Source organism: Patescibacteria group bacterium (assembly GCA_018897195.1).
Classification (GTDB): Bacteria; Patescibacteriota; Patescibacteriia; order Patescibacteriales; family UBA12075; genus JAHILH01.
In genome coordinates this window covers 135,146-161,319 of record JAHILH010000001.1, presented here as the reverse complement: position 1 = coordinate 161,319, position 26,174 = coordinate 135,146, and the positions used below count along the sequence as shown (strand labels likewise).

Below are 26,174 nucleotides of genomic sequence, written 5' to 3'. Positions count from 1 at the left end.
TCTCATCTCCGAGATAGTTGAGTTGGATGTTTTAATCTCCTAATTTCCTCATCTCTGCCAATAAGCAATTTTTTATACTGCTCACAGACAGAGCGAAATGTTGGTGCCAATTCATAGCCCCAAAATTTACTGCGAAGCGTATGTCCATGCCAATCGTTATCAATATTAGCAGAATAAACCGTTCCACCAAATCCAGCACCTGCCATTGCCAATGGCCCGATAGCCATTGAGGCTAGGGACACAACTGGAACAGCGGCACGCTTGATAATGCGATCGCCGATCTTGAAATCAGGAACATCTGAAGCTTTATCAGCAAACTGATCAAAGTTCATTCTTCCAATCCTAATTTCGCCACCAACTTTGTAAGCAGTTAGTTTGCCTGACTCAATATCTTGATTGACTTTGTCAACCATTTTTAACCAATCACTTGAACCAATTGCATATTCCGTAACGACAGATCTATTGCCAAAGTTAATTCCCTTGGCATAAAAAAATTTTTGCCAAGAAGTGTTTACTTCAGAAAATGTCATTCCAAATTCGGTCAGAAACCTTGACCTCACCTCGAGGTCAGTATCAAATTTCTCAACATCATAAGGGTTTATATTCTTCTGAGGATCACTTTTGTCGACGGTGGTAATCCGCTCGCCCATCAAAGAGTAGGCAAAACCACCATCGCGATTAACCAGAACAAACTTTGCTGATTTAGCCTCGCTTTCGGAGCATTGAATTTCGAATTGACCTATCCACTCTCCCCAATAATTCAAATCAACCAAATAAGCAAATCCGTAAAATTCCTTTTTTCCATCGCTACCGATAATTGGAAAAACCCCATTACCGGAAATGACTTCAACCAATAGATCAGGGCTAAGAACTCCTGTCCAAATTGTTACTGACTTTACTTCTTTTTTCTGCATCTCAATAGGATGCGGAATACTAATTGCATTACCAGGATCCGTGATAGCGTACTTCGGCAAATACATCGTATTCTTCGCTGCACAAGCGCCAAGCAATACCGGCGCCAACAAAACGACCAAGCATTTCACTAACGTTTTCATAGCGCGCCTCCTTTGACATTTATATGTTTTTCTTGATTTAGTTGTCAAATAGCAAGAACCAAATTATTTCGATTCTCAAGCTGAAATTATTTTCCAGCTTCAAAATCTAAATTTATTTTGTATTCGATTGATCAAAGATATTCTTAATATCGCCACGTTCTGTAAAAGCATCTACCTTGGGCGCAAACTCTACCTTATTCATTGGCTTCTCTTCGTTCATTTTGTCCGCAAAATTAATCTTTTCTGTTACAACAATTTTCTCTTTCTTTTTTCTTTTCGGCCAAACACTTAAATTGTATTTTTCATCGGGGAATAAAACGATAAAAGAAAAAGAAATCATAAATGATAAAAAAATTGTCAGAAACAGATTGAGCAAGATATTCGGTCGTACTGGCCAAGCCGAAACAATTGGCTCATTTATTACTTTAATTGATATATCTTCTGTTCTTCCATAATACGAACCATTCTTTGTTTTGATAATATTTATAATGGCACTATTAATCTGCTCAGACTGACTCTTGTCGGTGTGATAAATATTTATTTCAATGATGCCCGTATCATTTATAGCTCTTGCCTCTGCTGTTTTTTCCCACTTCTTCAGTCTTGTATTTAAATTATCGCCAAAATATGTCTCATCAATATTAAATCCAGACTCAAACACATCATTCAAAAAAGAGTTTGAAGTTACCACTTGCGCTAGCAGGCTACTAATAAACTGACTGGATTTAGCAGCCGTATATGGGTCTGTTGCCTCCCCATTATGTTGTAATAACAAAATTTTCGACTTAGCCTCATATTTAAAAGACTGAAAAGACAATGAAATAGCCATCAGTAAAATGCATAAAAACAAAACTGAGAAGACGGTCTGTTTTTTTCTGTTTAACAATTGTAAAAACTCCTTAATTTCCATATAGTAAATTTAACGATTTAATCGAATATCTTAGGCTATTTTTTAAAATTTGTCAAGAGCTAAGGTCAAAAAAAACTCCAAAATTAAAAAATACAAAAAGTCCGATTTTTTTGGCTAAAAATCGGACTTTTTTGAGTTTTATTGTTTCAAATATTAACTAATTGAAATATTGTCTATTTCATATTTTTAATTATTTCCAAAACCATCGCTATAAACTCTTTTTTTCCCATCTCATTTAATTCTCGGTCACCCCGCTTGCGAATAGCTAAATTTTCGGAAGCCATCTCCTTGTCACCAACCACTAAAATGTAGGGTGTTTTTTCATTGACGGCTTTGCGAGTTTTATTGCCGACTGTTTCTGAGGCATCATCAACCTCTGCCCTAATCCCCGCCTCACCCAGTTCAATCGCTAATTTTTTGCAATGCTCAATGTGACCTTCACCAACGGACAAGATCTTCACTTGCACTGGTGACAACCATAAAGGCAAAGCGCCGGCATAGTGCTCAATGATAATTCCTAAAAATCTTTCCATTGATCCCAAGAGAGCGCGATGAATAACAACTGGTTGTTTATCGGTGCCGTCCGCGGCTGCGTATTTTAATTCAAAACGTAGCGGTAATTGGAAATCTAGTTGCACAGTTGCCAATTGCCATTGACGACCAATTGCATCTTTTACTTTGATATCAATCTTTGGTCCATAAAAAGCGCCATCTCCTTCATTAATTTTATATTCCAAGCCAGCCTTAGTCAAAGCTGTTTTAAGAGAATTTTCTGCTTCGTCCCAAACTGCTTTCTCGCCCAAGAAACTTTCAGGCCGAGTTGATAAATGCACTTCGTCAATTTGTAAATCAAAAACTTGATAAATCTTTTTTACTTTTTCCAGCAAGACACCAATCTCTTCCAAGACTTGCTCCTCTGTTAAAAAGATGTGAGTATCATCTTGTGACAAACTACGCACACGAGTTAGTCCTTGCAGGGTGCCTGATTTTTCATTGCGGTAAAGTGTTGATGTTTCAGCAATACGCAATGGCAATTCACGATAAGAATGAATATCACGCTTAAAAATCAACATGTGTGCCGGGCAATTCATTGGCTTCATTGCCATGTCGATATTATCTTCCGCGTGATGCATGCAAAACATATCATCCTTGTAATGCCCCCAGTGCCCAGACGCCTGCCAAAGCCCCGAGTTGAAAAGATGTGGTGTGCGCACTTCTTTATAGCCTGCACCATAAGAATATTGTCTAACGAATTTTAATAGTTCTTGCAAGGCAATCATTCCTTTCGGTAAAAAGAAAGGCATCCCTGGCGCATACTCATGAAACATAAATAAGTCCAATTCCTTTCCTAGTTTACGATGATCCCTCTTTTCCGCCTCTTCCATCATTTTTAAATACTCCTCTAATTGTTCTTTATTTTCAAAACCAACACCATAAATTCGTGTCAACATTTTATTCTTTTCACTACCACGCCAGTATGCCCCTGCCAATTTAGTCAATTTAAAACTACCATCTTTGATCTTTAAACTTGATTCAATATGCGGTCCACGACAAAGGTCGGCGAACTTACCCAATTGGTAATAGCTCACATTAGTCTCCCCCGCCTTTTGCAAATCCTCAATTAATTCTTGTTTATAAATCTGTCCTCGTTCAATCTCAAAAGCAATCGCGTCAGCAATTGATTTCTCACTGTGTTCAAATTTTAAATTCTGCTTCATGATATGCTTCATCTTTTTCTCAATCGCCACCAAAGAAGCATCATTAATTTTTTCTTCACCGAAATCAATATCGTAATAAAAGCCATTCTCAATCGCTGGGCCAATGGCGAATTTTGCCTGCGGATAAAGTTCCATTATGGCTGCTGCCAAAATGTGTGACAAAGAATGTCGTAAAATTTCTTGTTCGTTTTCCATCTTTTTGTATTTAATATTTATAATTTAAAAAAACCTCATCTCAATGCATTAATCAAAAAAAATCAATGCACTGGGACGAGGTTATTGTAGCTCGCGGTTCCACCCAGTTTCCTTATAAAATTATAAGGCCACTTTTGTCTGCTCATTAGACTTAGTTCCGAATGGAATATCAAGGTTAATTTGATAATATGGTTGGTGGCCATAACAATCACCTATGAAGCAGTATTTTATTGTATATTTAAATTATAAGATATGTGGAAAAATATGTCAAACGTTCATAATTGACATTACTCAAAAAATCTATACAATACAAACATCACGCATTTTGACTTAAACCAATAATCAGAGGAGGAGGATTTTATGCGGGAAAAACTATCAGCAACTGGCTTAACGGTATTGCTCTTTTTACTACTATTTCTAAGCGGCTGTGCGACAACAAAAGTCGCCAATGACCCACTTGGTAACAATCAGGCCTTTAATAGCCGTTCTTCAGACCAGTCAAAGGAAATCAATAAAGATGCCGGCGACACACCTGAAGAAAAAAGCACGTCCATTAATATCGCGCCTATCCAGATAAAAGAAATGAATGATGTCACTGGCGACACGACTGGAGAAAAGCAAGTCGCCTTGAACATCTCCCCAATTCAGACTGAGGAGACGGATGAAGTAGCTGATGGCACTTTTGGCGATGAACAAGCTTTTTATGGCGATGCCTATGACCCCTTGGAAGAATTGAACCGGGCCACGCATTATGCAAATGACAAATTTGTGTTTAAGCCATTATACTTTCCAATCAGTGACAGCTGGGAAGAAAATGTTCACGACAAGGTAAAAGACGCTATCAAAAATATTGCTCATTGTGCCTCAACACCAGTACGCGTTGTTGGTGACTTGATGCAATTGAAGGTGGAAAAGGCTATCGTTGATTTCTGGTCAATATTTAACTTGGTCACTTTGTGTACGGTAGATATTTATACCCCAGATGACAAATTCGACGATGAAAACGTGTCACAGGGTTTGGCTAAAAATGGAATACCCGAAGGGCCAGCTATTACCTGGCCAATCTTCGGGCCGACAAATCTCAGAAATACGGTTGGCGCGATTGCGGATACATTTCTCAATCCACAAACATACATAGGTTTTCCTGCAAATATTATTATTGCTACGATTGAAGCAATTAATGATCCTACACAGAAAAGAGCCTATCGAGAGTTTGAGTCAATGTCGGTTGATCAATATGCCTCCGTGCGCGACGGCTTCCGCACTAATTTCAACAAGAAATTAAAAAAATAATAACACGAAACACCTCCACTCAAAAAAGAGCGGAGGTGTGTTTTTTTATAGAAATTCAACACTTGACAAATACAATTTTATATACTATTATGCAATATTGTTCTTATATACAAACATTGCGCCAAACCAACAATAAAAGGAGAAGAAGATGAAAAATTATGGAAAAAAATACGGAGTAAAAATTGATAAAGGAATTTACGTTGTTTCCGGGCAACCAAAAACTGATTTGTTGCCCAAGTTTTTAGCAAAAAACCCCAACGACAACGAAATCTTTTTTCTATTTGGCAACAACGGGACATACTTACTCCTTAAGGGAAATGAAAAAAAAGAATTGCAAGTGTGCGAAACTAAAACCTTGCAACACTCCGACGGTGGATTTGAACTGAAATTCAGTCAGAATGATACCATTGGAACCATCTCTGTCCCCGCCCGCAGTCGCAAAAAACATCAAGAAGTATTTCTCACTTGTTTTAAAAAATCTGTACCTCTCGAAATAGAGTTATTCGAGATCTCCGATATTTAAAAAATCATCAAACAAAGCCTCGAGCGTCACGCATCGAGGCTTTTTCATTTTCAGATTATTTTCTTCACTCCTTATAAACTCTCACCCCATCACTCACAAAATCCACCTCCCCATCCAAGTCCGTCCGAAAAATTCTCTTCCCTATTCTCTCTATTCGATTAATAATCCGTCCGCCTGGATGGCCGAATGTGTTATTTTTGCCGACTGAAATTACGGCAATGTCTGGATTTACTTTTGTTAAAAAATCTTCCGCACTAGATGTGTCTGAGCCATGATGGGCTAGTTTTAAAATATGCGCAGAGATATCAGTGTTGTTGGCTAGCAATTTTACCTCTACCGCTTTTTCAATATCACCAGTTAATAAAAATTTAATATTTTTGTAAACTAATTTTGCAACAATTGAGCTATTATTAATATTGTCCACTTCATTGTTCAACAAACTATCCATCGGATAAAGCACGTCCAAATAACATTCATCACCCAAGACTATTTTACGCGGTTGGTCAATAATAACAATTGGAATCTTTTTGTTCCGCACCAGCTTTATCCAGGCGAGATAATTTGGTGAACCATGCGCAACACCCGTATAGGCAATTTTTTTGACATTATATCTTTTAATAACATCAAGCAAACCACTCACATGGTCGTCATGAGGATGAGTCAAAATCATCAAGTCTATCGTGCGATCCCACCAAGGTAAATTTTTTGACAAGCCATAGGTCACCGAGTCATCTGGTCCGCCATCGATTAAAATATTCTGCCCATAGGGCGTTTGAATTAACACTGAATCCCCTTGCCCCACGTCTAAAAAAGAGACTTTAAGCTGTTTGGCTTCATGCGAACTTAGCCAATATAAAGATATAAACAGGCCAATAGTCATCAATCCGAGCGGTATTAATATTTTATATAATTTACCGGGCATAGATGATTATATTCACTACAGTTAGCCACTTTTTATCAGACTTGTCCACATTGACAACTGCTATATATATAATAAAATTAAAGCATGAATATACGCAAAAAAGGAATAATAATCACCACTTGCCTATTGCTCTCTCTCCTAATCGGAATTAGCGTTCAGGCTCAAATAGATCAAGATGTATGGAGGGAAAGCCCTAAGTTGAATGAAATATTTTGGAATGGGCAGCAACAAGAATTTTCTAACAGTACCGGCTTAGGAGATTTTAGTCCTGTCACTGTGGTTACCAACATGATAAATATCGCCATGGGCTTTATTGGCATTACAACTGTTGTCATGTTCATGTTAGCCGGCTTCAAAATATTACTGTCCAGTGGCAATGAGGACACAATTAGTCAGGCCAAAAAAATGATGTGGGGCACAATTGTTGGCACATTTTTAATTATGGCCTCTTTTGGCATTGCCAAGTTTTTTATAGGCACTGTCGCCAATGCGACAGGTTTGTATTAATTTTTCTTCCTCAAAAATACCATCACATCTCCGACATTTATCTTGCTTCGCTACGCCGTAGCCTTAGCGCAGGAGAGGTATCACGATAATATTACTTCTTTCTCAAAAAAATCATTACGTCTCCTACATTTGTCTTAGTATCACCTGTAAGTATCAAAACATTTTTTAATTTTTCAAAAACTTTTTCCGTGTCATTATTACTAATTATTTCCATCATATTAACTCCCGTTTTATTTATTCTTTCCAGTGTTTGATTATCAGCAATCGCTCCGGCTGTTTTTGATAAATAATCAATACCATCGGAGTCAAAGCTAGCAACTACCCACTCTCCTGGTGCATTTTTTAATTCCAAAATCATCTGTGCTACAAATTGTTGATTTCTACCGACTGACTTATCACCAACGGATTGATAGCTTGTCTCACCTCCAAAGAGTAAAACGTTATAATCAGCATATTGCTCACTAACAATTGTCTTCGCAATATCCTTGGCAACCTCAACCGAGTTCCCAGACACCTCGTCAGAAATAATTATTGGATTATAACCAAACTCTCTAGCTGCAATCGCAATCGCCTCTAGAATAACCGCTGTTGAGCCAATTAAATAGTTAAAACAATTTTCCAAAACTTTTGGCGTTTCTTTTTCCTGACCAGCCACTCCTCTGTCAATATAATTTCGCACGCCAGCTGGTGCCGTATCCCAAAGACCATATTTCAATATATTGCGCGCCTGTTCAAATGTGGAATTATCTGGAATCGCCGGACCAGAAGCCACTGAAGCCAAATTATTTCTAGCCACATCAGAGATTATCAAAGTCACAACTTTGGCAGGATGAAAATAGGCGCCTAGTTGTCCACCTTTCACTTTTGACAAGTGCTTTCGCACGATATTCACATCGCGAATATCAGCACCACTATCAAGCAAGGCTCTTGTGATATTCTGTTTATCATTTAGACTAACGCCATCAACCGGGGCGGGCAACAAAGCTGATCCGCCGCCCGATAATAAATTAATCACCAAGTCCTTCGCACCAATTTCGTAATCAGTTTTCAATTTTAATATTTCCTCAACACCTTTTACGCCTCGTTTATCGGGCAAAGGATGTCCCGCTTCATTTAATTTTATTTTTTTTAAATTATAGCCACCAGTTTTACAATTAACCACGCCAGCGGTTATATGCTCAACACCAATTATTTTTTCCAACTCTTCAGCCATATTCCCAACCGCCTTGCCACCACCGATAATAAAAATTCGTCCTCTCAACATATCATGTGGACTATGATGAACTATGACGGAGTTAAAATCATCATTATACTGAACAGCATCGCGAATCATATTATGTGGCTCCACTCTGCGCAAGCCGGCCTCAATCATCTCCAAAACTGTGTCCCGCAATTCATTTGTGGCTAAATCTTTATAATTATTTATATACATATTTTTTTAATTTTCGAATTTTCTTCGCCCGGTGCGAATTTTAAACAATTTTGAATAATTAATTAATTGAATTTTGCATTAAAATAATTAACCAATTCATCCACTGCAACCCTCACTTGTACCATCGTGTCACGATCGCGTACTGTTACAGTATTATCCTTTTCAACCGTGTCGAAGTCAATTGTCACGCAAAATGGCGTTCCTATTTCATCTTGACGACGATAGCGTTTGCCTACATTGCCATTATCGTCAAACTCGCATTGCCACTTCATTTTTAATTGACTATAAACCTCTTTCGCCTTTGCCACTAAGTCTGGCTTATTTTTCATTAAAGGAAATATTGCAATTTTTACAGGCGCTAATCGATAATCAAATTTTAATACAGTTCGAATATCTTCGCCAATTTTTTCTTCCGTGTATGCCTTGTCCAAAAACATCAAAAATAAACGATTTAAACCAACTGATGTTTCCATGATGTGCGGAATAAATCGTTCGTTCGTCTTGTCGTCGAAATAAGACAAATCAGCTCCGGAAAATTTACTATGTTGTGACAAATCCCAATTACCACGCGCATGAATACCTTCAATTTCCTTAAATCCTCCCAATGATTTAAAATTATATTCAACATCATAAGCATCCGAAGCGTAGTGCGCCAATTTTTCGTGCTTATACCAACGAATTTCATCCATATCCATGCCGTAATCCATATACCAATCCCAACGAATCTGCTTCCACATTTCAAATTTTTCCTCCATTTGATCGGGGTGTAAAAAGTATTGCATTTCCATTTGTTCAAATTCGCGTGTGCGAAAAATAAATTGTCGCGCCACGATTTCGTTTCGAAAGGCTTTACCGACTTGCGCAATGCCAAATGGTAATTTCACACGTGTTGAATCTACCGTATTTTTATATTCCAAATAAATACCACCACAAGTTTCTGGTCGTAAATAAACAACATTCTCTTCCGACAATTCATTCGTAGGTGAACCAAGATTTGATTTTACAATCAAAGAAAATTGTTTTGCCGGGGTTAGATCAACTGAACCACAAGAAACACATTTCAACTTTTTATCAGCACGTAATTTATCAAGTTCTGTGTTTAAAAAATCTAAAGTTTGTTTATCTGCATTAATGCCAAATTCCTCCAACAAATGATCAGCGCGCATTCGGTTCTTGCACTTGCGACAATCAACTTGAGGATCATCAAAACTATCAACGTGGCCCGACGCTTTCCAGGTCATCGGATGCATAAAAATAGCACTATCCAATCCAACCACATCATCACGATACTGCACCATTGCTTTCCACCACGCATCACGAATATTGTTTTTCAACAAAGCACCATAATGACCATAGTCATAAATCGCGGCAAAACCACCATAGATTTCCGAGCTCGGAAACACAAAACCGCGCCGTTTTGCCAGTGAAACAATTTTATCTATACTATTTTCTTTTTTTTCTGTCATATCTTTTTTATTTAAAATAATTATTTTTTTCATACAAAAAAACCTCGTTCCAATATTCAAAAATCATAAAAATTCTCAGAATACTAGAACGAAGCATTTAATTAACCCCGCGGTTCCATCTAGTTTCTCCAACTTAAGGTCGGAGCACCTTTTTATTCAATTTTACCAAAAGTGCCGATCTCTTTTGGTTATTTTATCAATATATAAGTATATTAGCACACATTGGAGCAGTAAGTCAAATTGATAAATTATCACTACAATTAAAAAAGACGCTCATTCCAGCGAGCGTCTTTTTAAAAAAACATAACTATTTTAAATCTTGCATTTTTTTATTTAACGCATCCCTATTCTCCTTGCTAATTAAATAGATATTGTCTGAATTACCCGTCTTGGCATAATACAGACCTTTATCATTTTTACCACCCACGATAATCGTATCATCAATACCATCACCTGTTACTTGCACAATGATTTCATGTTTTTCCAATCCGGTTCCTTCAAAAGTTTGAGCTGGAATTTCAGCTGCTGTTAAATCAGCTAATAAATTAACTACACTGTCCACCTTAGCTCTATTAATTGCGGATGGCTTTGGCTTAGTGATAGTCCACTGGTCACTCTTCTTCTCAATAATAAATTCTTGGCCTGGATATTGAAACCTAATTTTACTAACCTTGTCGGCCGCAATCTTAAAGATAGCCTTATCATAAATATTATCCTCGGAAAAAGCAAAATTTAAAGCCATAATTTTTACAGAATAAATCCTATCAAGGTCGTTCTTTGAGAGAAAGACGCCAGCATAATCACTTGTCATTTTACCAATAACAAAATCAGTTACCACATTGTCCCCTTTTTTCAAAGACACTTTTATGCCATTATCATCAACCTCGAAATCCTTTTTCTTATCCTTATTTTCACTGATCAAATCCAATTTTGCCGCCAACAACTCTCTAATTGAGGTTGTGATTTTATCAGCCGCATCCTTGGTTAAATAAAAATCCTTAGTGCCGGAAATTTTCCATTTTTGCTCAGTAGAGCTTCCAACGGCCACATCAACCTTTTCAATATTAATTTTTTTACCATCTTTCTCAATATCAATCTTATCAATATCGCCCGCTTGAAATCCGGACACAAAATTTTTCGGTCGGTTTAAATTTTTTTTCCAGTCCGCAAAAGGACCATTAAAAATATACGCTGACAAAACCAAAACAGCTAATACGCCTCCTAAAATTAAATTCTTTTTTGTCATATTTTTCACTACCGCGCCGCAGTCTTAGTAACGGTGGGTGTATTTATTTGTTAATATGTTCATCTAATAATTCAATAATATCCTCTTTGTTTTGAGGACCTTCGAGTCTGGCCACCTCACTGCCGTTGTCATCCATAAAAATATATACCGGAATTTTTTCGATATCATATTTTTTGAAATCATCATAATGCTCGTCGGCATCAAAAGATTCTGTATCAAAATCAAAAATTTCTTCCTCAATCTCATCCCAGATTGATTTCATAACAATACACTCCGAGCACCAAATGGCGCCAAACTTTAAAATTTTCATGAAAATATATTAATAATTATAACTCATCTACAAATTTGTTTTTTCTTCTCGAAAAATAACGAATCACGCCAAAGGCAACTACAATAACCGTCACACCAAAAACATTAAAATATCGAATCATGGCAATGGTCGAATCTGTCAAACCTTCTTTAATTGGTCGAGAAGAAACCACCTTTGAGCGAATTTCAATCAAGGCGTTGTCCAAACTAACACTATCAACTAAATTTTGGAAGAATGTTAAATTATCAGGACTTTGTCGAAGGAAATTCTCCTGAACAAAATCACTATCGCCCACCACAATTAATTTGCCCAAAAACTGATCTTTCTGATTTTCGCTATCAAAATCAGCTTTACCGGACACTGACATCGCCATAGCATATTCTTTTTGTGCTGTCGGTGCGGCCAAGTTATTAGGTGTAACGTTAAAATTATCAGTAACATTCCAGGCCTTTGGCGTAGTATAGGCTAATTTGGAATAAGACTTGTTGTCTTGCGCCTTGATCACTTCAACTGAGCTAACCCAAGGCAAAAGAACTGAGGTTAAACTACTAACCGCGGTCTCATTTTGATTGAAGCCATCTTTGGTAATTTTTGGCCAGAACGGATACGGCACAGAAAATGACAAAAATCCTTGTGTAAACGATGCCATGCCGCTACGATTATCAGCCACCAAGTCTTGATTAACCTTTAAGCCATATTTCGCAAATAATTTATTCAAGCTAAGATCAGACTTGTTTGTTTTTAAACCCTGCTCAACCATCACACCATCCTGAAACACCAAAAGTGAACCGCCAGCATTAACAAATTTTTCAATCTTCGCAATTTGCTTGTCAGTAAATTTATCTTTTGCGCCCACAATAACCAAGGTATTGATATCACTAGAAATATCAACATCATCCTTCACTTCAACTTTTTGCACTGTATATAACTCTTGTAAAGCTTTATAAGCTGAGCTCATGGCATCTTCCAAGCCAACTGTCTCATGACTAGTCACAATACCAACAGTCGCAATGCGCTCACTAATTACTTTTTTGATTGCCGTAGTTAACTGATACTCAAGTCCGGAAGCTTCTTTTTGGATTGTTGGAATGGCCTCAGTCTTATCACCATAACTAATCGCAATACCAAAATAAGCATTAACGGTCTGCGCCTTATCTTTTTCATATACCTGAAAAGTAACCTGTGGAATGCCGATCATGTATAATTCCTGCTGTGTTTTTTCATCACTCGCTGGATTAATATATTCTACATTTATCTTGCCATTAGAAAAAGCCGCATACTCGCCAAGCATGTCTTTAACTTCTTGCTTCAACCCCAAAACTTGGCTTGGTAAATTATCACTAAAATAAACTTTTACATTCACTACGTCAGCCAACTCTTTAACAGTCTTTTTGCTAACTGGAGAAATAGAAAAATTTTTATTCTGCGTCAAATCAAATCTCGTAAAAAGTTGATAAGAAAAGAAATTAACAACCAAAATAATTCCCAAAACAAGCAAAACTGTAATGGACAAATCGGTCTTCTTTATTTTTTTAGTATTTTTTTCATTCATATATTTATCAATAATTATATTATCATTAGTTAAATTATTTCCAACCACGCGCTTCGATTATTTTCGTATTCATCCAAAGAAAGAAGAAAATAAAAGAACCGTAATAAATAATATCCTTGGAATCAATTACACCCTTGGAAATATTGTAAAAATGATTACCTAGTCCAAGAAAGCTCATCACTGGCACTAAAAATTTTGGTGCACCAATTAAGATAAAATCAGCTCCAACCATAAAAGCGACAAAGCTTGCCACTAAACCCAGAATAAAAGCAATGATCTGATTCTTGGTTAAAGAAGATATAAATAACCCCAATGCCAAATAAGCACCTCCCAAGAAAATCGCCCCAATATAACCACCGATAACCGGGCCGAAATCAACATTACCTAAAGATGCAATCGTAATCGGCAAAGTTAAAGTTAAAAGTAGGGTTATCAACAAAAACGACAAGGCGCCGAAAAATTTAGCCAACACCACTTGCCAGTCGGTCACCGGCAAAGTCAATAAAAATTCAATCGTACCCTGCTTTTTTTCCTCCGCCCACAAACGCATTGTTAGTGCTGGTGCGAGGAACAAAAACATCCACGGCAATAAATCAAAAAAACCGCGCATACTAGCTTCTTGAATCAAAAAAAAGCTCTTGAAAAAAAGCCAATTACCCACCACCAAGAAAACACCGATAAAAATATAAGCAATCGGCGAATTGAAGTAGGACATTAATTCCTTTTTAAACAATGTCCAAATTGTTCTCATGTATTTTTTACTCATATCGTTATTACTTTGTTAATTTTATAAACACATCTTCCAATGAAATGCTCTTTTTATTAAATTCCAAAATGCTCCAACCGGCATTCATTACCAACATTGAAAGCTGTTCACGTAAGTCTACGCCCTCAACCGGAGTCAATTCATAACCATGAATTTCATCCGATTCCTTATCTTTCTCTTCTACCTTTATTACATTGTCCATCGATTTTAACTTGTATAGCACATCCTCTTTCTTGCCTTTAATTTTTACATAGATAATTTCTGCACCACCCATCTTATGAACCAATTCAGCCGGTGTGCCTTCAGCAATAATCTTACCATTATTAATAATAATCGCCCGATCACAAGTTGCGCTAACTTCGCTCAAAATATGGGTTGAAAAAATAACTGTTTTTTCTTTACCAATTTTTTTGATCAATTCGCGTATTTCCACAATCTGATTTGGGTCAAGACCAGTTGTTGGTTCATCCAAAATCAAAATATCAGGCTCATGCATAATTGCCTGCGCCAGACCAACTCTTTGGCGGAAACCTTTTGATAATTCTTCGATCGGTTTTCTAATTACTGTTTGCAAATTACACGCCTCAATTACCTCTTTAATTCGAGATTGAATTTTGTCTTTTTCAAGACCACGCACCTCAGCCACAAATTTCAAATACTCAAAAACACGCATGTCGTCATACAACGGTACTGTTTCAGGCAAATAGCCAATTTTCGACCGTGTTAACATGGAATCATCTTCCGTTTTCACACCGTCAATTTCCACACTGCCCTTGGTCGGTGACCAAAAACTAGTGATGATTTTCATTGTTGTTGATTTTCCTGCTCCATTCGGACCAAGAAAACCTAGGATTTCCCCCTTTTTTACTGAGAAGCTGATGTCGTCTAGGACTTTTGTGCTTCCAAAGTTTTTTGACAAGTTCTTTATTTCGATCATAGTTTTACTTATTTATTTAATAATTATTAAATAATAAATTATCAATAACTAATATTGATTATAATAATTTACGAAAAATATACAAGTTTTTATTGTGGATAACTTATTCATGACAATCACAAATAATCTACACTCCTTAATACGTAAAAATAATAAAAAAAATCACTGTCTAAACAATGATTTTTGTCGTAAAATAACTATATTTTAACTTGTTTATCTATTTTTTGGCTTATACTGTTCTCCACATCCATATCGATGAGAGCAATTATCTTTACTATTTGGATGATAATCTGGTGCTATTTCTCCAGACATAATAAGATTCTCTCTTTCTAGCTCCCGAGCATCGGTAATCATTTTTTCTCGCAACTGTTTTTCTGAATTATCATCATCTTCAACTAAATTACTAGCACCATCATTAACGGGAACGATTTTCTCATCTTCGCTCATGTTATCAACGGCGTTATTAAACATTTCGGGGGTAATATTTTCCTGTCTAAAAATTGGCATAAATTAAATTTAATTACAATATTTAACCATTATCTAATTCCTCCAAAAGACTTTTCTGTTTTCGTGACAAACTAGTCGGAGTCTTCACGTGCACTTTCACAAAATGATCACCCACCCCAGAACCTCGTAATTTCGTCACACCCTTGCCTCTAAGCTTAAAAATCGTGTCCGACTGCGTTCCTGCTGGCACTTTTAATCTCTCCACGCCATGAACTGTCTCTATCTCTATTTTACCACCTAGCGCTGCTTGTGTAAAGCTAATATCTATTTTTGTATGAATATCATAGCCATCTCTTTGAAAACGATTATCTCTTTTTACGGTAATATTCAAGTATAAATCACCACTCGGTGTACCACCTTCTCCTGCCGCACCTTGGCCTGATAATTTAATCGTTTCGCCATCATTAATTCCAGCTGGAATACGCACCTTTAAATTTACATTATCATTAACAACGCCCACGCCATGGCATTTGGTGCATTTTTTTTCATAAGTTTTGCCTGTGCCACCACAATGGTCACAAGTGGCTTGCATCTGAATATTACCCAAAATAGTTCTTTGCACACGCATCACTCGACCGCTACCATGACAAGTTGAGCAGGTGTTTACCTTACTGCCAGGCTCGGCCATGTTGCCATGACAATGATTGCAGGTCACTTTTTTGTTTACCCGCACTTCTTTATCAATCCCAAAAACCGCTTCAGCAAAATCAATTGTCATATTCATCTGCAAATCTGCCCCACGACTTTGTTGTCGACGACCGCCACCACCAAAACCAAACATATCACCAAAACCACCAAACATATCGCCGAGGTCATCCATGTCTACACCGCCAAATCCGCCACCTGAAAAACCGCCAAATCCGCCACCTTGTCCGCCGCGCATGTTTTCATAACCGGAACCGAATTGGTCATATTGTGATTTTTTCTTTTCATCGCCCAGCGTCTGATAAGCCTCGTTTATTTCCTTAAACTTCGCTTCGTCGCCAGTCTTTTTATCAGGATGATACTCGTGCGCTTTTTTTCGAAACGCTTTCTTAATATCTTCCTGGCTAGAATTCTTATCAACACCTAATACTTTATAGTAATCTTTTGACATTGTTTTTTTTCTTATTCCGTCATCCCCGCGAAGGCGGGGATCCAGGCACCTCGTATAATGTTTTCTGTATAAGGAAAATTAAAATATACAAAGTTTTTTATTATCAATTTTTTTATTTAAATTAGTCTCTATAATTATATATTCAAAATCTGTAGCGCCTGGATTCCCGCCGGAGGTTTATCCTCAGCTTGACTGGGGACGGGAATGACGAAGGAATAAATAAATTCAACCGACTGCCTATTGAACACAATAGGCAGTCTATGAAGCTACTTAGAAAGTTATTTACTTCTTCTCTTCAACCTCACCTTCAACGACATTGTCGCCGTCTTTCTTTTCTTCACCTTCCGCACCCGGTTGAGCTGTTTGCTCGCTTTGCGCGTTTTGGTACATTGCTGTGCCAATTTTTTGCGCAATTACATTTACATCCTCCATCTTTTTCTTAATATCTTCAGAATCAGTTGAATCTTTTACTTTCTTTAATTCTTCCAATTTCTCTTCCAACTCTTTTTTGTCCGCCTCGCTCATTTTATCGCCAGATTCTTTGATTAATTTTTCCGTAGAGAAAATTACAGACTCAGCGTGATTTTTTGCCTCCACGCTATCTTTCTTTTTCTTATCTTCTTCGGCATGCATCTCCGCATCTTTTTTCATCTTCTCAATTTCTTTTTCATCAAGTCCTGATGATGAAGTAATGGTAATCTTTTGCTCTTTACCAGTTGCCTTATCTTGTGCTTTCACGTGCAAAATACCATTCGCATCAATATCAAAAGTTACTTCAACTTGGGGCACACCACGTGGAGCTGGTGGAATACCATCCAACATAAATCTACCCAAAGTCTTGTTATCAGCCGCCATTGAGCGCTCACCTTGTAAAATGTGAATCTCTACACCCGGTTGATTGTCAGCCGCAGTGGAGAAAATTTGAGATTTTGAAGCTGGGATAGTTGTGTTTCTATCAATCAAGGCAGTGGATACACCACCCATTGTTTCAATACCCAATGTTAAAGGTGTTACATCCAAAAGTAATAAATCTTTTACATCACCTTGTAATACACCAGCTTGCACCGCCGCACCAGCCGCTACCACCTCGTCAGGATTTACACCCAAATGCGGTTCTTTGCCAAAAAATTCTTTCACCTTCGCTAATACCAAAGGCATTCTAGTCATACCACCCACCATCACCACTTCTTCAATATCGTTTACAGTCAAGCCAGAATCTTTCAAAGCGGCTCGCACTGGTTCCAAAGTCTTTTCAACCAAGTCGCCAACCAACTCTTCAAATTTTGCCCGAGTAATTTTCTTAACCAAATGCAATGGACCGTTTTCGCCCGTCGTAATAAACGGTTGGTTGATTTCGGTTTCCATCATCGTTGATAACTCAATCTTCGCTTTCTCAGCAGCCTCCTTAATTCTTTGCAACGGCAAATTGTCTTTTGATAAGTCAATGCCATTTTCTTTTTTGAAATCTTCAATAATCCACTTAATCAAAACTTGGTCAAAATCTTCACCACCAAGATGAGTATCACCGTTGGTTGATTTTACCTCAACCGTATCTTCACTGATTTCCAAAACAGAAATATCAAAAGTACCACCACCAAGATCATATACCGCAATCTTCTGGCCTTTTTTCTTGTCAAAGCCATAGGCCAAAGCTGCTGCTGTCGGTTCGTTGATAATACGCTTTACATCTAGACCGGCAATTTTACCCGCATCCTTAGTTGCTTGTCTTTGTGAATCATTAAAATATGCCGGCACGGTAATAACCGCTTCAGTAATTTTTTCACCAATTCTTGCTTCTGCATCAGCTTTCAATTTTGACAAAATCATCGCTGAAACTTCTTGCGGAGAATAATCTTTGTCGCCCATGTGTACGGCCACACCCTCGCCACTCTTTACAATCTTGTAAGGCACAGTGTTAATATCTCTTTGCACTTCATTGTCATTAAAATGACGACCAATCAAACGTTTTACTGCATAAACAGTGTTTTCTGGATTAGTTACAGATTGTCTTTTTGCAGTTTGACCAACTAGTCTTTCGCCATTTTTTGAAATAGCTACCACTGATGGTGTTGTTCTATTACCCTCAGCATTCTCTAAAATTTTCGGCTGTCCACCCTCCATGATCGACATCGCACAATTAGTTGTACCAAGGTCGATACCAAGTATCTTACTCATAAATATTTTATATATCGCATAAAGCACAATGTCCTAAACAAGGCACTATTATGTAATTAAATTAATAATTTTTCAATCTTATTTTATTGAACCAATCAACTTCTTAAAGTTATCAACGCTCATCATTCCAAAATCAGAATTTACGAAAATAATGCCACCAAAATCAGGATTGGTAATGTTCACCACAGCCGCCAAATTCTGACCAATATTTACCACAGCTTCTGTACTTGATGCTTTCATTGCAAAACTCTTATCATTCAATAAGAAGGCCTTGCCCTTGCCGGTCACCACTTCTCCCGCTGTAGTCATTTCATAACCATCAACATTGGAGCTAGGTGCCAAGAAGTAAACCGTTTTCTTCACATCTTTATAGCCCTGAAAATCTAAGAGCTCAGTAACAGTTGAAGATCCTTGTTTTTGATAATTCTTACTCACACCACCAAATACCAATTTATCATTTTTACTAAATGTGCCCTTGATGGTTTTGCCACCCTCACCATTCTCAATCGTTATCTTAGCTTCGCCCAGACTAGCTGGATATTCGAATTTGATTCCTAGCTCAGTATTGTTAAATTCAATCTTGGCATTAGCCAATAAAGCCTCAGCTTCTGACAATTTTTCATTTTTACTTTTCAATTCCTCCACCTCTGTCTGTAGCCCCTGTGCCTTGTCTTTAATATTGGTTAATTTCTTTTCTAAATCAACTCTAGTATTTCTTGCTTCTTCTGTAATGCTATTCACAGTGCTATTAATTTTTTCTCTTTGCCAAGCATACAGGCCGCCGCCCACAACAATCGCCGTAATCACAACGGAAATCACTGTCATTTTCATACCTTCTTTTGGCACTCTCGCCTTCGGTCTTTCAATTTGATCCATTCTCTCTGCCTCAATCCTTTTTTTAGGTTTACGTCCGCGCTTCTCACCACCCTCGTTGGTAACACTAACTTTAAGGTCTTCATTTGTTTGACTCATAATAACATTTAGGCAAAAGCATGAAATACATAATCTCATACCTTACCTGATTAAATAAATTGTAAATATTACTTTATCATCTCATTGCTTCATTAATTAAATGAAGCAACATAATGAAAAAACAATTATTTTTTCTTGGTTTCAATCTTGATAGTTCTAGGTTTTGCACCTTCAGATTTTGGAATTGTGATTTTCAAAACTCCATCCTCGGCAATCGCCTTCGCCGCATCACCGCTTACATGAGTTGGCAATTGAATGCTGCGATAAAAACTACCGCGTCTGATTTCTTTTTTGTAATAGTTCTTCTCTTCCACTTCACTCTTCTTCTCACTTTCACCCTTAATCGTCAAAACATCATTTTCAATCGAGATGCTTACCCCGTCAGGATCGATACCCGCTAACTGCGTCTCCACAATTACGTTGTCCTTGTCTTCATACATATCAACTGCCGGCACATAGCCACCTTGTCGATGAATAGTCGGAGCAAAATCCGACAACATCTTATCCATTTCTTCGAATGGTTCAAGAAATGGGGTCCATTTGATCAAAGCCATACGATTTTGTCCTTTGACGTCTCACAAACAAATCAGCATTTGTTTAATAAACATCATCAGATTATTAATTAAATATTTATTATATATTATTCTCCCAATATCACCCGTGCTGGAATTATCACTTTTCCATTTAACTTATATCCCGGCTTCCCTTCTTTGATCACCTTGTCCCCAGTACCGTCAATCGCATCCATGGTATTATGATCAAATTTTTCACCAACAGTTTTTATTTCCTCTACACCCACACCTTCTAAAATACCTTTGAATTGCTTTAAAACATATTTCACACCCTCTAACCAGGCGCTCTTTTCAATCTGTTCATCAGTGTGTTCAAGAGATGTTTTTAGGTTGTCATAGACTGGAATCATTTCAACAATCAACTGTTCGTTAGAATATTTGAAAAAATCTTCTTTTTCTTTTGCGGTTCTTTTTAATAAATTCTGATAATCCGCTAAAGCTCTTTTATATTTATTGTCCGACTCATCGCAATTTTCACATCTACTCTTTACCTCTTCGGTTGGAGTGGCTTCTTCTTGCGCATCAGTAGCACCTTTCACCTCTTCATTTTCAATTTCTTCCTCTTTGTTATGGTCTTTTTTTTCTTCTTTCTTCATACTTATATATTATAATATTTTAATTAAGATTTAATTAATGACTAATTAACTATTAATTAGTTTTTCGATGTGTCGCATAATGGCAATGTTTTTTTCATAATCCATTCGCATCGGCCCGAGAAGTCCAAATACGCCCACCCTATCTTTTAGCTTATATTTAATAACAATTGAACCGCAAAAATTACCAAACGGATTTTTCGAGCCCAACCAAATATTTTCCCCCTCATTTATCTTTTCAAAAATATCATCAATAATATCTTCCATTCGGTCAATTACTGAAGAAATATCGTAAATTAATTCATAATTACGATCCGTCGGCATCTTGGAGTTAATCGACAAAAATTCCGGTTGTTTAAAAAGATTAGAAATTCCCGTGTAATACAGATTGTGTTTATGAAAAGCCCAGAACACAGCCGAGTTCGTCATCTCCGACAAAGCCTTTGCCACTTTCTTAAAATCCGCCTCTTCCTTTTCGCGCAACAACTCCTTCAATAAAGATACGATATTATCACTCACCTTCTTCGGCTTCAAATCCTCCAAAAAGAAATCATAAGCCTTCTCAGTGGGAATTCGCCCTGCTGAAGTATGTGGTTGCATGATATAACCATCCTCTTCAAGGTCAGCCATCTCATTCCGAATCGTCGCCGAAGACACCCCCAGGTCGTACTTTTCCACAAGCCCAGTCGAACCAACCGGCACCCCAGTTTTGATGTGTTCCTTGATGATAGTTAGCAAAATTTTCTCTTTTCTCTGATCCATAAAACCATTATATCAAAATTAGCACTCGTGTGTCAAGAGTGCTAATTTATTGAGAAATATTATCTAATTTTCGTTATTGCGGAAAAATTAAGCAAATATTGACTTTTACTAAAAATAATGCTAAGTTAGCCTAATTGTTGATATATATTATTTCAACAAACACAGTTCATTAAAATATTAGATATCACAAAATTTACTACACAATAATACCAAGGGAGGCTATAACCATGAATAATACTGCAAAATTCGTAGAAGAAAATGCTGAAGACCTTCGTATTCTTGGCCTTCTATTTTGTCGATTACTGCAAGCTGACATGTATGTATTATCCACAAAGCCCTCAGCAACACTGGCCTGCGTGATGACCCTGAGCAGTACGGGAAAACTTGGAACAGTAAAATCAATGGGTCAACTGATCAACGAGCTAACAAGCACGGGAGACCCTCTTTTAACCGATGGTTCTGGCGGTTCAATTCTTAGGTCATGATGAGAATAAATAATAAAGCACACATCAACAATCGCGAATAAAGAGGAGGAGCACGGTATGAAGAAAAATAATTATAATGTAGCTTTTGCATTCACCAAAGAAGCAGGAGGATACGAAGGTGTCATCACATGGACGAGTTTTCCCTCCAAGAAATATTTCGACCAATGGTACACCGACGACATTAAAAGTCATCAAAGAGTGGTTGAAGAAGGAATAACGCCAGAACGAGCGGTATACCTTGCAAACTCCACTCCTCTCGCCTGTCGGGAAGCGGCCGCCCTTCAAGATGCGACCGATCAAGACACGGGAGAAGTCAACCAAGATATTCTCGCCATGAAATTGGCAACTGCATATTTTGCGAAAAGACTGTAGCGTCATCTCACAATAAGGCAATCAAAATCGATTGCCTTATTTTTTATTTCTTCAAATCCTTAAGCTTTCGATCCAACCACTTTTTAACAACATTTTTAAACAAATATTCTTCCGGCAAATATCTATTTTTAAAAACCAATGCACACACGTTAACAACATCTTTCACCAAAATTAAACAATAAAAAAGGAGAACGTAAATGTTCTCCCATTGAAAGCTGTTTAGCTTTTATTCACTAATTATTAATAAACAAACCATTGCCACATCAGAGCAATTGTTGCAATTAAACCAACTAAGTCAGATGGTATCATGTGCCATGCTCTCTTGCTCAGGCTATAAGGAATCCTTATTAGAAGGAGCATTATAGCCAAGACAATAACAATAATACTAATACCGCAGACGTGGTCTATGTAATTTCTATAAACCTGATATGGAAAACCGATACTACTTAAACCCAAACCAAAGATTAACATCAATTTTCCCAATACTCCCGAATACGGAACTAAGTTCCCCTCCACGGAATCAAGCAAATTTTGCATTAACACACCTCCTCATATTTTAAAATCCGAAAGAACTAAATAAATTTATTTATTAAATTTAATCATATTATCATACATCAATATGCTTATTTTGTCAATAGTTTGCCTTTGATTCCGTCAGAGTCTCTCCGCTATAGCAAAGTTACAAGCTTCTTCATGCTCTCATGCATAACCACATACTCATCGCCAAGAAATTCATCTTTTGTCACCCACTTATATTCAGTAATATTTTCATCAGCAGGGTTTTTCGTCAAATCAATCTCATAGTCATCAGCAGTACACAAAAACGTCGTGCAAACAACTTGATCGCCATCATGTCTAAAAAACCAGAAAAATCCAAGTGGTTTAATGATATTAATAGAAAGATGAACCTCTTCGTCAATCTCGCGCACCAACGTGTCATACGGAGATTCGCCAAATTCAACCCTACCACCTGGCAAATCCCAGACGGCCTTATCGTTAAATTCTTGCTTAATCACAAGAAATTTATCACCTCGTTGTATTATCGCCTTAACAGCTGGATGGACTTGCTTCATATTTTTTTATATTATTTTTTAACACTTTCAACGACCTTCTTGATTATTTCCTGAACATCCTCATCTGGAAGGTTTTTAAAATCAAATCTTTTTTCTAATAATCCAATTACATTCTCATACGTTCTGGCTAACAACCTTAATGCGCAATACAATTCCTGTTTACTAATCTTATCTTTTTTAACACGCTGAAAGCTGCGAATTAAATCGTAGACAACATGCGCCTCACAGATTGGAAGATGCTTTTTTTCGTTAATCGGCACGTATGCCAAAATATTTTTTTTATTTTTAAGAACTGCACCAACAAATCTATGCATGCCATCAAAAACTAAATAATAGCCCGCCTCGTTAGATTCTCGTAATAGAATTGTCTCATTCCCAAAAGAAGCCTCTGATTCCATCTTCTTCCGTATTCTATCGTCCTTGGCCACTAATGTTTTAAATTCATCGACCCGTCTATGACATTTTTCAATCAAAATTTTATTCCAATCTGGCTCTGTGCCAGTAAACAAAATCTTCTCCATTGGTATTCTTATTTTTTTATACTTAATTTTTGGATTAGCTATATAGTCACCAATTCTATTTAAATGAATACCCGCATTAACCAAAATCAAACCCCTCGAATCTAAAAGGGATTTACTCTTTTCATCTTCATGTTTGCCCAGATTTTCTAGATATTGTTCAAATTGATTCATTTGTTTTAAATATTAATACTTCTCAAAATACCACTCCAAAAAATCATGTGCAATCGACATTGTAATCACAGAGCCTTCCTTACCTTCTTCCACTAATAACACAAACGCGATTTCTGGATTCTCATAGGGTGCAAAGCCGGTTACCCAAGCGTGTGGATCTTTTTTAGTGGACCACTGGGCGGTTCCGGTCTTGGCCGCTGAGGTTTTTTTGAGCGTGCCGAGACGGCGCGCACTACCATTTGTGACAGTTTGACGCATACCTTCTCGGATTACATTAATATTAACAGAATCAATAAAATCTTTGCGTACTACCTCTGGTTGAATTTCGTTAACCACATCATTCTCATGACTAATAATTTGATTCACCAAATGTGGACGATAGAGGCTACCGCCATTCGCAAAAACACTGGTATAGGCGGCGACTTGCAAAGGCGTGACTAGCATGTCACCTTGTCCAATTGAAAGATGATAAGTATCACCAATATACCAAGACTCATTTTTTACCTCCGCCTTCCACTCCTTGGTTGGTATAAATCCGCTAGCTTCACCGTTTAAATCTATTCCAGTCTGTTTGCCAAAACCAAATTTATCGGCATACTCTCCAATCTTATCAACACCGAGACCAACAAAGTCATTGTAGCCACCACCGATATAATAAAAGAAGGTATTAACTGATTCCGCAATCGCTTTCTTGACATCAGTAATGCCGTGTCCGCCACCTTTCCAATCGGGAAAAAACCACTGACTAATTCGTAATCCGCCATTACTCAAAAATTTTGTACCTTCGGAAATTATCCGCTCTTGGAGCGCGCCGGCAGCTAGCACCATTTTAAAAGTTGACCCTGGCGGAAACTCACCACCAATCGCGCGATTAAAAAGCGGGCGATCTTCAGCGGTTAAATAGCCGGAATAATCAGCTTGGCTGATACCATGCGCAAACAGATTATTATCAAAAGCTGGTAGACTAACCATGGCCAAAACCTCACCATTGTTCGGATTCATCACCACTGCTGAACCCTTGGTCAATTTCCGCTCGCCCATATATTTCAAAAATAATTCTTCCAATTTTGTTTGCATTGGTAAATCCAAAGACAAGACCAAACCATGACCATCAGCTGCATCCACCTGTCCGATGATTTTCTTTTCCTTGCCCAAGGCATCAACCTCAATCTGCTTCTTGCCATTCACGCCTTTTAATTCATTTTCCCAAAAATATTCTAGACCCATTTTGCCAATATAATCAATCGGCTGATACTCTTCACCATATTTTTTTAATTCAGTATCATTAATCTTGCCCGTGTATCCCAAGATATGCGATAATGACAAACCAACCATCATCTCTTTATCATCAACTACTACTTTGGTCGCATTTGGATATTCACGACGAGAGCTATTGGACAGAATCACCCCTGGCCATTGGGACGATTTCAAATACAAACTCATCGCCTTTTCATAGTCAATATTATCCAAGACGAATATCGGACTATACGACTCCAACGACCCCATCTTCACCGTGTCTAATTTTTCATACAAATCTTTTTCACCCACCTCTTTTAATATCTCACTAATACCACCAACTATATCTTCAAGGCACAATTCCCCCGCTTTGGCTTTTTCCCGCTTTGGTGGCAAATCGATTGGAATAAAATATAACTTAAAGTTCGCCGCGTTACGCACTAGCGGTGTTTTGTTTCGGTCATACACAATCCCGCGCTTCGGTTCAATGCGATGTACGCGAATACGATTACCCTCGGCGATTTTGTAATAATAATCCCCCTTCACCACTTGCAACCAGGCCACCTTGCCAATCAGCAGTGTTAAGGAAAGAAAAAGAAAAAACAAGATAATCGGCAGTTTCTTAAAATCAAAGCTCTTGCCCAAGATTTCTCTGCCATTATTATCAGATATAAAAACATCCTCAGACCATTCCGTCCGATAGAGAGAATTATGCTTATCCGTTTTAAAACCGTTCTGTTGAATGGAAAAAGGATTGGAAATTTTCTCGTACTTATTATTAGGTTTTAGGTAGCTTTTCAATCCCAT

Annotated in this window: 26 protein-coding genes; 5 read left to right on the top strand and 21 right to left on the bottom strand. The window is 37.5% G+C overall.

The annotated features are described in order from the left end of the window. Window positions 1–2 precede the first annotated feature (2 nt). The 3 genes from KKD45_00760 to thrS all read right to left on the bottom strand — a co-directional run bounded on the left by KKD45_00760 (window position 3) and on the right by thrS (window position 3,878). Window positions 3–1,055 (bottom strand): hypothetical protein, encoded by a 1,053-nt coding sequence (locus KKD45_00760; GenBank protein MBU4309036.1) that lies wholly within the window; start codon window positions 1,053–1,055, stop codon window positions 3–5. A 112-nt stretch (window positions 1,056–1,167) separates the two neighbouring features. Next, window positions 1,168–1,965, bottom strand: coding sequence for a hypothetical protein (locus tag KKD45_00755; protein ID MBU4309035.1), 798 nt, complete (start codon window positions 1,963–1,965; stop codon window positions 1,168–1,170). A gap of 173 nt (window positions 1,966–2,138) precedes the next feature. Next, window positions 2,139–3,878 (bottom strand): threonine--tRNA ligase, encoded by a 1,740-nt coding sequence (gene thrS, locus KKD45_00750; GenBank protein MBU4309034.1) that lies wholly within the window; start codon window positions 3,876–3,878, stop codon window positions 2,139–2,141. A gap of 360 nt (window positions 3,879–4,238) precedes the next feature. Here thrS and KKD45_00745 point away from each other — a divergent pair, with 360 nt between their 5' ends. Further along, entirely contained in the window at window positions 4,239–5,171 is a 933-nt protein-coding gene (locus tag KKD45_00745; protein MBU4309033.1) for a VacJ family lipoprotein, read from the top strand. Window positions 5,172–5,319: 148 nt separating this feature from the next. Beyond that, the gene (locus tag KKD45_00740) at window positions 5,320–5,694 is read left to right on the top strand and encodes a hypothetical protein (protein MBU4309032.1); all 375 of its coding nucleotides are present in this window, start codon (window positions 5,320–5,322) and stop codon (window positions 5,692–5,694) included. 64 nt (window positions 5,695–5,758) lie between these two features. On the opposite strand, the gene KKD45_00735 is transcribed toward KKD45_00740, so the two are convergent. Beyond that, entirely contained in the window at window positions 5,759–6,616 is an 858-nt protein-coding gene (locus KKD45_00735; protein ID MBU4309031.1) for an MBL fold metallo-hydrolase, read from the bottom strand. Window positions 6,617–6,700: 84 nt separating this feature from the next. On the opposite strand from KKD45_00735, the gene KKD45_00730 reads away from it, so the two are divergent. Further along, window positions 6,701–7,123, top strand: a complete 423-nt coding sequence (locus KKD45_00730) for a hypothetical protein (GenBank protein MBU4309030.1) — start codon at window positions 6,701–6,703, stop codon at window positions 7,121–7,123. Between the two features lie 91 nt (window positions 7,124–7,214). Here KKD45_00730 and KKD45_00725 read toward each other — a convergent pair whose 3' ends face one another. From KKD45_00725 to KKD45_00660, 14 genes are all read right to left on the bottom strand, one after another. Beyond that, complete coding sequence (locus tag KKD45_00725) at window positions 7,215–8,555, bottom strand: DUF4147 domain-containing protein (protein ID MBU4309029.1); 1,341 nt, start codon at window positions 8,553–8,555, stop codon at window positions 7,215–7,217. A 62-nt stretch (window positions 8,556–8,617) separates the two neighbouring features. Continuing rightward, the gene (locus KKD45_00720) at window positions 8,618–10,021 is read right to left on the bottom strand and encodes a glycine--tRNA ligase (protein ID MBU4309028.1); all 1,404 of its coding nucleotides are present in this window, start codon (window positions 10,019–10,021) and stop codon (window positions 8,618–8,620) included. Window positions 10,022–10,328: 307 nt separating this feature from the next. Then, on the bottom strand, window positions 10,329–11,267 hold the full coding sequence (locus tag KKD45_00715; protein ID MBU4309027.1) for a DUF4340 domain-containing protein: 939 nt from the start codon (window positions 11,265–11,267) through the stop codon (window positions 10,329–10,331). 43 nt (window positions 11,268–11,310) lie between these two features. Continuing rightward, entirely contained in the window at window positions 11,311–11,577 is a 267-nt protein-coding gene (locus KKD45_00710; protein ID MBU4309026.1) for a thioredoxin family protein, read from the bottom strand. 16 nt (window positions 11,578–11,593) lie between these two features. Then, window positions 11,594–13,129, bottom strand: coding sequence for a GldG family protein (locus tag KKD45_00705; protein ID MBU4309025.1), 1,536 nt, complete (start codon window positions 13,127–13,129; stop codon window positions 11,594–11,596). Between the two features lie 34 nt (window positions 13,130–13,163). Then, a complete protein-coding gene (locus KKD45_00700) occupies window positions 13,164–13,880 on the bottom strand; it encodes an ABC transporter permease (GenBank protein MBU4309024.1) in 717 nt (238 codons plus the stop codon). A 22-nt stretch (window positions 13,881–13,902) separates the two neighbouring features. Continuing rightward, on the bottom strand, window positions 13,903–14,832 hold the full coding sequence (locus KKD45_00695) for an ABC transporter ATP-binding protein (protein MBU4309023.1): 930 nt from the start codon (window positions 14,830–14,832) through the stop codon (window positions 13,903–13,905). 213 nt (window positions 14,833–15,045) lie between these two features. Next, window positions 15,046–15,339 (bottom strand): hypothetical protein, encoded by a 294-nt coding sequence (locus tag KKD45_00690; GenBank protein MBU4309022.1) that lies wholly within the window; start codon window positions 15,337–15,339, stop codon window positions 15,046–15,048. Between the two features lie 22 nt (window positions 15,340–15,361). After that, window positions 15,362–16,435, bottom strand: coding sequence for a molecular chaperone DnaJ (gene dnaJ, locus KKD45_00685; GenBank protein MBU4309021.1), 1,074 nt, complete (start codon window positions 16,433–16,435; stop codon window positions 15,362–15,364). 282 nt (window positions 16,436–16,717) lie between these two features. Beyond that, the gene (gene dnaK, locus KKD45_00680) at window positions 16,718–18,610 is read right to left on the bottom strand and encodes a molecular chaperone DnaK (GenBank protein MBU4309020.1); all 1,893 of its coding nucleotides are present in this window, start codon (window positions 18,608–18,610) and stop codon (window positions 16,718–16,720) included. Window positions 18,611–18,688: 78 nt separating this feature from the next. Next, a complete protein-coding gene (locus KKD45_00675; protein MBU4309019.1) occupies window positions 18,689–19,582 on the bottom strand; it encodes a hypothetical protein in 894 nt (297 codons plus the stop codon). A gap of 125 nt (window positions 19,583–19,707) precedes the next feature. Further along, entirely contained in the window at window positions 19,708–20,136 is a 429-nt protein-coding gene (locus KKD45_00670; protein ID MBU4309018.1) for an Hsp20/alpha crystallin family protein, read from the bottom strand. An 86-nt stretch (window positions 20,137–20,222) separates the two neighbouring features. After that, window positions 20,223–20,750, bottom strand: coding sequence for a nucleotide exchange factor GrpE (locus tag KKD45_00665; GenBank protein MBU4309017.1), 528 nt, complete (start codon window positions 20,748–20,750; stop codon window positions 20,223–20,225). Window positions 20,751–20,795: 45 nt separating this feature from the next. Continuing rightward, window positions 20,796–21,509, bottom strand: coding sequence for a hypothetical protein (locus KKD45_00660; protein MBU4309016.1), 714 nt, complete (start codon window positions 21,507–21,509; stop codon window positions 20,796–20,798). A 227-nt stretch (window positions 21,510–21,736) separates the two neighbouring features. On the opposite strand from KKD45_00660, the gene KKD45_00655 reads away from it, so the two are divergent. Further along, window positions 21,737–21,994, top strand: a complete 258-nt coding sequence (locus tag KKD45_00655; protein ID MBU4309015.1) for a hypothetical protein — start codon at window positions 21,737–21,739, stop codon at window positions 21,992–21,994. Window positions 21,995–22,051: 57 nt separating this feature from the next. After that, on the top strand, window positions 22,052–22,366 hold the full coding sequence (locus KKD45_00650) for a hypothetical protein (GenBank protein ID MBU4309014.1): 315 nt from the start codon (window positions 22,052–22,054) through the stop codon (window positions 22,364–22,366). A 668-nt stretch (window positions 22,367–23,034) separates the two neighbouring features. Here the strand turns inward: KKD45_00650 and KKD45_00645 are convergent. Genes KKD45_00645 through mrdA form a run of 3 tightly spaced genes read right to left on the bottom strand, consistent with a single transcriptional unit; the run spans window position 23,035 to window position 26,174 of the window. Continuing rightward, window positions 23,035–23,439, bottom strand: coding sequence for an NUDIX hydrolase (locus KKD45_00645; protein ID MBU4309013.1), 405 nt, complete (start codon window positions 23,437–23,439; stop codon window positions 23,035–23,037). Between the two features lie 11 nt (window positions 23,440–23,450). Further along, window positions 23,451–24,131, bottom strand: a complete 681-nt coding sequence (locus KKD45_00640; protein ID MBU4309012.1) for a hypothetical protein — start codon at window positions 24,129–24,131, stop codon at window positions 23,451–23,453. Window positions 24,132–24,143: 12 nt separating this feature from the next. Continuing rightward, window positions 24,144–26,174 carry a penicillin-binding protein 2 gene (gene mrdA, locus KKD45_00635; protein MBU4309011.1) on the bottom strand — a complete coding sequence of 677 codons (2,031 nt, stop codon included), beginning with the start codon at window positions 26,172–26,174 and terminating at the stop codon, window positions 24,144–24,146.